Annotated in this window: 3 protein-coding genes; 2 read left to right on the top strand and 1 reads right to left on the bottom strand. The window is 36.1% G+C overall.

Going from position 1 to position 8,910, the window contains the following annotated elements; genetic code table 11:
• Window positions 1–612: 612 nt before the first annotated feature.
• Window positions 613–4,491, top strand: coding sequence for a fibronectin type III domain-containing protein (locus HHU12_RS23135; RefSeq protein ID WP_169659117.1), 3,879 nt, complete (start codon window positions 613–615; stop codon window positions 4,489–4,491).
• Between the two features lie 193 nt (window positions 4,492–4,684).
• On the top strand, window positions 4,685–7,552 hold the full coding sequence (locus tag HHU12_RS23130; RefSeq protein ID WP_169659116.1) for a triple tyrosine motif-containing protein: 2,868 nt from the start codon (window positions 4,685–4,687) through the stop codon (window positions 7,550–7,552).
• A 30-nt stretch (window positions 7,553–7,582) separates the two neighbouring features.
• On the opposite strand, the gene HHU12_RS23125 is transcribed toward HHU12_RS23130, so the two are convergent.
• Complete coding sequence (locus HHU12_RS23125; protein ID WP_169659115.1) at window positions 7,583–8,896, bottom strand: hypothetical protein; 1,314 nt, start codon at window positions 8,894–8,896, stop codon at window positions 7,583–7,585.
• Between the last annotated feature and the right edge of the window lie 14 nt (window positions 8,897–8,910).

The following is an 8,910-nucleotide window of genomic DNA, read 5'->3' as shown; positions in this document are numbered from 1 at the left end:
TAAACCCTCTTACTAAGTAAACCTCCTTCTTGGAATATTACAAGTAATGATTGATATACAAACCTAAGGTTCAGTCATGGTGCACGAAATTTTTGAGCCATTTCTTTTGTTACAGTACTTAAAGTACTGATCGCATTGTTAGGTAAGCTTTAAATTATCTGTTTTACAAATGCTTTTGGTAGTATTCTAAAATAAATAAAGTCGTTTTATCAGTCGTTAAGTGGTTTACAATCAGTTTCATATTGAAAATGTTGTATACAACTTGAAAACTACTTCAATCCTACTTCATTGAAATAATAGCAATTTCATTTAAAACGATGTCTTAATAGTGTTTATGAAGCATCGATGTAGTACATAAAACCCATGTATTTGCCCCAAAAACAAAAGGTGTACGTCAAAACTGCTCAAAATGAAGAATTGATTGCTGTAACTCTAGTAGTACTAAAATATTATTTTCTTCATTACGCATCTGTTAAGTTTGAGTCATAAGGTTAGAACAACTATCGCCTTATTTTAAATGAGTTTCAATGCTCATTCTAGCTATGAAATTTAGAAGTCCATTTCACCGGATTTCTAGTTTGTATTAAATGAAATGAAATAATCAAAATTGAAATGAAAAGACTAACGTTACTTTTTTTTACTACACTAGTAGTCTTGGGTGCGTATGCTCAAAATTGTCCACCGTCACATCCTTATGAAGCATGTGGAAGATGCTGGGAAAGTGCATCACAAGCTCAATCGGGAGGATGTAATGAAACAAATGAGCCAGATAATCCTCCTGCAGCACCTTCAAATTTGGTGTCTGCTTCAGTAACAACAACTTCAGTAAGTATTCAATGGAATGATAACAGTTCTGATGAAGAAGGTTTTGAAATTTATAGAAATAACAGTCTAGTAGCTACAGTAGGTGCTAATGTTACTTCTTATACGAGTCAAAACTTATCAAGCAGTACGACCTATTCTTTTGAAGTATTAGCTTACAATGGTAGTTTAAAATCGTCAAAATCAAACACACTTCAAGTAACAACGGAAGAGGAGCAAAGCACAGCTCCTGCAGCACCTTCTAATTTGGTGTCGACTTCAGTAACAACAACTTCAGTAGGTCTTCAGTGGAACGATAACAGTTCTGATGAAGAAGGTTTTGAAATTTACAGAAATAACAGTTTAGTAGCTACAGTAGGTGCTAATGTTACTTCTTACAACAATCAAAACTTGTCAAGCAATACTACTTACACTTTTGAAGTGTTGGCTTACAGTGGTAGTTTAAAATCGTCTAGATCAAATGCGCTTCAAGCCACGACGGAAAAAGATGATATTCCTGTGGATGAACTTGGCAATGTTTCACTTTCATCTAGAGATGAAGGTAATGGTTGGGTAGTTGAATGGAACAGCGTAACTAATGCGACAGCTTATTCATTAAACATCACAACAAAAGATGGAAACACTACACTTTCTAATGATAATATTGTAGTAACAGGACTTTCTTACTCAGAAAACAATCCTACAGAAGACATCACTTATGTTTACACGCTAACAGCATCGAATGCTACAGCAACGAAACAGTCTAATCCTGTACAGAAAATCAGATCAAGCTGTAACGGTGGTACGGCTGATGAACAAGGTAAAGTTTCTGGTAAGTTTACACCTAAGAATGGAAAAATATTAATGTTCTTAGGACAAGACAATAACTCTATCGATGAGTATGTAAACACAGGACAGTTCCCAGCAATTGGAGGTTTCACAAACTATACAAACATTTATGATTTTGCTGGTTTGGAAAACATCAATAATTATGGAAGTGGTGATATGTGTATTCAATGTGGTATCGATAAATACCCTTCAGCAGCGGTAGCGATTGGATTATATATGGTTGAAGACAATGATGGAAAAGGAGAAGATCATCCAAACGGTTTGACTGATGTGGTCAATGGTGTATATGATGCATCTATTGATAAATTTGCCAACTTTGCGAAAGCTAACCCTACAACGCCATTCTTCTTAAGAATAGGTTATGAATTTGATGGGACATGGAACTTCTATGATCCTACAAAATACATCAATGCTTACCGTTATTTAGTAGACCGATTGAATGCACAAGGCGTTGAAAATGTAGCGTATGTATGGCAGTCAGCAGCTTATGGTTTTACATATAATTCAAACCCTATTGATGCATGGTATCCAGGTGATGAGTATGTGGATTATATCGGTTTGTCTTTCTTCTTCTATGATGAAGGTTTCAATGGTCCAAACTTACAATTCTTATTGGATATGGCGAGAAACAAGCAAAAGCCAGTGATGATGGCTGAAGTTTCTGCTCAGTATTATGATTTTGATGAAAATACATTCACAACTTATGACAACCCTGGTCTAAAAACACCAATGACCGGTGAGGCAATGTGGAATCAGTATTTTGAAGATCAATTAAAGCCATTTATTGAAGGGAACGAGGATGTGATTAGAGCTATTTCTTATATCAATGCAGATTGGCAATCACAAGAACAATGGATGTGGCCCGATGCAGGAAATGGATATTGGGGTGATACAAGAGTACAGCAAAATCCTTACATAGCACAGCAATGGAACAGCTGGATTACATCAGGTCAGTTCCAGAATGGTGATGCGAACTTATATCAGATTTTAACAACAGGAGATTGCGGAACTACGACTCCACCTCCAGTAGAAGGAGTATTACCAGGGATTCCTCAAAATATAGCAGCAAGTAGTAATTCATCGTCGTCTATCAATGTAAGCTGGTCATCGGCTAGTGATGCGGAAAGCTATGTAGTGAAATATAGTGTGGCTTCAGGCAACTATACAGATTCAGTAACTACAACTTCTACTCAGACAACGATCAATAACCTCGAGGCTGAAACGAATTATTATGTGAATGTGTACGCGATTAATGCAGAAGGCTCTGGAGATTTGGGTACAGAGACTTCTGCTACTACACAAGCAGTACCTGTTCAAGGGGATAAAATTGAAGGAAAATTCACACCTAAAAATGGAAAGACAATGCTGGCAATTGGTCAGGATTTAGCAGCAATGTCGGGTTACAGAGAAGGTAATATGCCTGAGCCTGCAGCGGCCGTTGCTTATGTATCTTTCTTTATGTTGACGCAAGATAACTACGGTATCAACTATGGTGCGACAGGTATGGACAATGATGGTAATTTTACGGATGTAGATACAGACTGGGGATCAGGACCATTGAATGCATCAAGTACAGCATTAGGCTGGGATCAATCTGCTTTGATTATGGCAATGTCAATTACAGAAAACTGGAATCTGAATGGATTGCAAGGTATTGCCAACGGACAATACGAACAGCACATCGATAAATTAGCTTTATTCTGTAATACTTTCCCTGATAAGAAAATCTATTTAAGAATAGGTTACGAATTTGATGGTCGTTGGAATTCTCAAGAAACTGCAGGTGGTAACTATCCGGCAGGGTATCATAAGCAAGAAGAATACAAAGCGGCATGGCGTCATATTGTAGATGGTATGAATGCAAGAGGAGTAAATAATGTGGCGTATGTTTGGCAATCATCTACTTCACCTGTTGATGATGTATTGGACGGTTACTTCGGTTACGATGGAAACTTAGCAGCCGCTAGAGAAGACATTTCAGGTTGGTATCCAGGTGATGAGTATGTGGATTGGTGTGGTATTTCATGGTTTATTTCACCAACTGAAGCATCGAACTACTTCGGGTTTGATGATGTGCCTAATCTTCCAAATCAAGATGATTTAGCAGATGAAATGCTTGCTTTTGCGAGAGAACACAATAAGCCAGTGATGATTGCAGAGGCAACTCCTCAAGGATATGATTTAGAAATTTCAGAATACGATCCTACGCCAAGCATGATATCAAGAGCAGCGACAGGTTATACTTACGAAGGTGCCAAAACACTTTTCACAGAAGGTTTGAGTGCAGCAGAAGAGCAGTTCGCTCCAGGTACATGGTTTGGTAATTATGATGCTCAGGAAGCATGGGACAGATGGTTTACTCCATTCTTAGATTACATTCATGCTAATGATGATGTTATTCGCTCTGTCACTTATATCAATGCCAACTGGAATACTCAAGCAAAATGGGCAAGTCCATACGCTGAAGGGTATTGGGGTGACACAAGAATTGAAGCGAACCCTGCTATTAAAGCCTTATGGTTAGAAGAAACAAACTCTGATTTCTGGTTGCTAGGAAGTCCGTCGATTTCAAGTGAATTGTTTGATGATGCAAGCAATGCAAGGGAAGTTTCATTAAAAGAAGAGCTGGAAAATATAGAGGTTGTTCTTTATCCTAACCCTGTTCATCATACTTTACGCATTAAAGGAATGAAGGAAGTACCTACTATGCAACTGTACTCTTCTCAAGGAGTACTGATGAAAGAGCAGAAAGGATATTCTATTGATGTTTCACAAATGACAAGCGGTCTTTATATCCTGAAAATCAACAATGAGTTGATGAAAAAAGTAATTATAGAATAGTTGTAATATGAATTACATATTAAAATAATCATAACTCTCCATGCATATTATTTGTATGGAGAGTTTTTTCTCTATATCTTAATTAAAATTAATTATGTACTATGTTCTGTTCTAATAATTAGCAATTGAAGTTAATCGAAACCCTTCACAATTTTTTAAGGGACGTCCGTTTGATCAACTTACTTAGCGTACGATGAAATATTACTTATTAACAACTTGTTTACTCCTCTTTACGGCTTCAGTATTTTCTAAGTCAGTAAACCCTATTAATGGTGTACCTATTATCACCAAAATTCCATCTTCCATTTATAATGCAGGTTCACAAAATTGGTCTATTTCCCAAGGGAGCAAAGGCTATATGTACTTTGCCAATAACTTTGGTTTATTAGAATTTGATGGTAAAAATTGGAATACACATAAGCTCAATCAAGCCAATAGTAACCTTCTTTGTGTGAAAGCAATAGATAAAAGGGTGTATGTAGGCGGTCAGAAAGAGTTTGGTTATTTTGAGGCCGATTCACTAAACAAACTTCACTATAAATCACTTTCAGAAGATCTGCCTCAGGATATTGAGTTTGATGAAGTATGGAATATTTATGGAGGGAAAAACGATGAAATTTACTTTATCTCTCACGATTTTATTTTCTATTATGATCATACAAGAGTCACCGCTATTCAAACTAAAGAAGCCACTCGTTATTCCTTTTTCATCGACGATTATATTTACTCCTCAAGTGCAGAGTTTGGAATAGAAAAATTTGTGCCTTTGTCTCAGCAAAGAATCAAACTGACAAATGCATCTTTGCTCAAAGGAAAAAATATCAGAAAGGTATTAGAATACTCTTCAAGCAAGCGTCTTATTTTTACATTGGAAGGGGAAATCTATAAAGAAATCAATAATGTCATCTCGCCAATTGCTCAAGAATTATGGCCTGTATTAAAAAATGCCATGATCAATACAGCTTTAGTTTTACCCGAAAAAAGAATTGCAATAGGCACCCAAAACGCAGGGATTTATATTATTACTGAAACAGGAGAAAAACTGGATCATATTGTCACCGATAAAGGCCTCACAGATATTATTGTCTATGATCTTTTTATAGACAAGCAAGATAATTTATGGGTAGCTCACCGTAATGGGTTATCTTATATTGAATTGGAATCGCCTTTCAGAATGCTCAATAAATATGCAGGAATTGAAGGTGGAGGCTACACAGCTTATAAGGATAATGGAAAAATCTACTTAGGAACTTCCAACGGGTTATATGAAAGCCGTTTAACGGAAGAAGGGGTTTGCTATCATTCTATTCAAGGGGGAAGAGGACAGTCTTATTTTGTAGATAAAATTAATGATGATGTTTTTTACGGACAGCATTTAGGGTTGTATGCTATCAAAAACGGGAAAAGTACCTTAATCAATGATCAGATTGGCGCATGGAATCTAATACAAATAGAAGATAACCGTTATCTGCAGGGAGCTTATAATGGCTTATTCGTATTGACGAAAGAAGCGGGAGGATGGAAGAAGGAGAAATTAAAAGATTTTCATGAATCATCAAGACTAATGTCTCTTGATAAAAAAACGAATACACTATGGATCAGTCATGGTTTTAAGGGTGCCTATAAATTGAAAATTGATTTCGAAACGAATAAGGTAACAGAATTAAAGCACTACGGTCAGTCTGAAGGGTTTTATAGTGATGTCTTGATCAATCTCTTTAAAATAAACGGAGAGCTCGTTTTTTGTGGAGAAAGAGGCGTTTTTATTTATGATGAAGAAAATGATAAGTTTAAACTGCATAGTCTATTTACCAAGTTATTAGGTACAGATGAGAGAGTGTCTGCTATGTCAAGTGATTTTGCCGGTAATATCTATTATATTAAAAATGGAAAAGTAGGTATGATCAAAAATATTTTGAGTAACTCACCTATCATTGAAGAAAACATTTTTGGTAGAATCAACCACTTGGTAAGTGATGATTTAGAGCAGATTATACCAATTGATAAAGACCATGTGCTCATTACAGCCAAGGAAGGATTTATAGATTTCAACCCTAGATATCAGAGGTCATTTATTGAAAAAGTACCACTTTCCATAATTTCTTTTAATAGCTCAGATGGTTTGGAATCTCAGAATGAATACAACCCAAGAAAAAAAGGGGAAGTCATAGAAATACCTTATGACAGAAATACAATCAACGTGGAGTTTGTAGCTTCTTATTACGATGGAATGCACTTTAATGAGTACGAAACTTACTTGCAAGGTTTTGATAAGCAGCCTAATGAGTGGACAAAAAGTAATCATGTAAAATATACAAACCTTAAAGAAGGAAATTACACACTCATGGTCAAAGGTAAAAATATATATGGTGAGGAAAGCGCTATGACAGCAATTCAGTTTACTGTACTTCCTCCATGGAACAGAAGCGTTTATGCCTACATCGTCTATGTTTTACTGATTGGATGTTTAATCTTTGTACTTTTCCTTGCTTCCCGTTGGTCTTTCTTGAATAAAGTAAAAGGTCTTTTAGGAGAGAAGCAGATGCAACTTCATAATAAGGATATTGAAATTCAGGTTTTAAAGGAAAAGCAATTACAGCAGGATCTTGAACATAAAAATAAAGAGCTTGCGCTAAGTACAGTGCATCTCACGCAACGCAATGAATTACTCAGTAATTTAAAAGAAGACCTGCATAAAATTCTAGAGAGAATCAATAAAGGGAATTTCTCAAAGGTGCGTACTTATGACTCATTGGAGATTATCATAAAGAAAATAGGAAAGGACCTTAATGATGAAAAAGAATGGTCCCGTTTTGAAGAGCATTTTAATTTATTACACAGTGATTTCTTCAAAGTATTAAAACAACAACACCCTAATCTTAACACACAGGAATTAAAAATTTGTGCTTATATCCGTATGAATATGTCTTCGAAAGAAATGGCAACAGCTTTAAATATTTCACTGAGAGGAGTAGAAACTTCTCGTTATCGTTTAAGAAAAAAGCTGAATTTAGACAGGCACGAAAACCTTACAGATTTTATAGAAAACATCACCAAATAGGGGCGGTCTTATGTGACCGCCCAATATGGTTCAAAGCAGTTGATTTTGAACACTATAATAATTCTGTAGATAATGAAAAGCGGGTTGAAGCACAGACTCAAACACCTCATCATCATCCATAGGAATATATACCTTAGAAGCTTCCACTTTACCGTTCCCTTTCAATAAATAATGGTAGTTGACTTTATGTTTCACGAGATCATAAAGGTTCGTGATCGTATGCTCTTCAGATTTACAGATTTGATGTGCAGGAATGTTTGAAAAGAGGTTTTTTAATTCCTCATTCGCCATCAATTCATAATACAAGGTCAATAAAGCAACTTGCTCATACAGTGTGCCTTTTCCCATTTTCCATAACTTATCCACCTCTTGATCTTCCAAACTGTTATTGATCGTAAAGTCAGTTTCAGTGTTTATTCCCAATTGCAAATAAAGAGAATCAATATGAAGCGGAGTATTGTTACTGACAAAATGTTGTTGAGTGATTTTACCTAAATGAATGTCCTCTTTCATTTGAGCCGTTAATAATAACAGTGGAAGGACCGCCTTTTTATCTTTCAGCTCTTGTTCCATTCTGATATAAATTCCCTTTGCCACAGAAGCGCCAATAAAATGATTAGAAGCGATCAATTCAGCCCCAAAACGATTGTCTTTGATATTTCTTATTCCACCAGAACGAAGTACTTGTTCGTCATCCCAAATCAACTGTTTCAACCTTGGACTGTCAGTATTTTTATCTCTGAAAGCATTCATTTTTTGAAGATGTCTTAGCGAAAGAGCTTCACCATTGGGGCCAGGAGCCTCATTGTCACCAAATACTCCTTTCCAGTGACTGCTTGTACCCCAAAGCGGTTTTGGATGTGCCTCACCATGACATCTGAAACATTCTTGAGGTGCATCATGCACTTTAATTTTGGCTTGAGAAAAATCCACTTGAAAAAGCTCCCAATTACCCGTTTCCTCATTGAGTTCTATTCCATCTACTTTCTGATAAGTGGGGTCATCAAGTTTGGAGCTTATATTAAAAAGCAAGTGTCCATCTCCACCAAAAAGCACTATACGTGGATAGTCCAGATTGGATTCACCCAACGCTTTGGTGTGTTCCACCAGTGAAAAATTCTTACGATACACCTCTGGTAATTCAGAGATCAGATCTTCAATAGAAGTGATTTTTTCTTCCTCAATCCATTGCCTGATGTCACTTAAGTGTATTTGTTGTTGTGTTTGATATTTTTCATCAGAAAGCACACAGTCCTTTGCTAAATTCTCCTGAATAGTATTTTTCTGAATTTGACAACTTCCCATTATAAACGGGATCAATCCGAGTAATAATTCCTTTTTCATACTTTAATCTAAGA

The organism is Flammeovirga aprica JL-4, assembly GCF_012844305.1.
Classification (GTDB): Bacteria; Bacteroidota; Bacteroidia; order Cytophagales; family Flammeovirgaceae; genus Flammeovirga; species Flammeovirga aprica.
The sequence above is the reverse complement of the archived record's forward strand: the minus strand, read 5'-3'. Positions and strand labels throughout refer to the sequence as shown.

Coding starts and splice junctions, on each gene's coding strand:
- HHU12_RS23125 (WP_169659115.1), bottom strand. CDS start 8,896: ATGAAAAAGGAATTATTACTCGGATTGATCCCGTTTATAATGGGAAGT.
- HHU12_RS23135 (WP_169659117.1), top strand. CDS start 613: ATGAAAAGACTAACGTTACTTTTTTTTACTACACTAGTAGTCTTGGGT.
- HHU12_RS23130 (WP_169659116.1), top strand. CDS start 4,685: ATGAAATATTACTTATTAACAACTTGTTTACTCCTCTTTACGGCTTCA.